Origin of the sequence: Duganella sp. Dugasp56 (assembly GCF_047304105.1) — a bacterium.
GTDB classification, from domain to species: Bacteria; Pseudomonadota; Gammaproteobacteria; order Burkholderiales; family Burkholderiaceae_D; genus Rugamonas; species Rugamonas hordei.
The window spans coordinates 1-245 of the sequence record NZ_JBGLYQ010000137.1; the positions used below are offsets into that span (position 1 = coordinate 1).

Below are 245 nucleotides of genomic sequence, written 5' to 3' on the forward strand. Positions count from 1 at the left end.
GTAGTCAGTCACGTTCCGCCTTCCTGGCGCCGAAGATCTCGATCTGCTCCGATCCGGGCGGCAGCCCGGCGAGCATGCACACGAGCTCGGCCCATGCCTCCACGTGATCGCGGAGGTCTCCTTCGGGCGTCCACGACGCGCGCAGCTCGATCTGTGCGCCGTCGCCCTCCTCCGCAAGCGACCCGAACCCCTTTGAGAGGATCTTCGTGGCGGTGCCCGAAGCAGAATGATAGGCCGCGTCGCGC

Annotated in this window: 1 protein-coding gene; it reads right to left on the reverse strand. The window is 67.3% G+C overall.

From position 1 onward, the window contains the following. Positions 1 to 4: 4 nt before the first annotated feature. Positions 5 to 245, reverse strand: a 241-nt coding sequence (locus ACCD07_RS32355; protein ID WP_413449700.1) for a DUF3000 family protein, incomplete at its 5' end; no start/stop codon positions are given.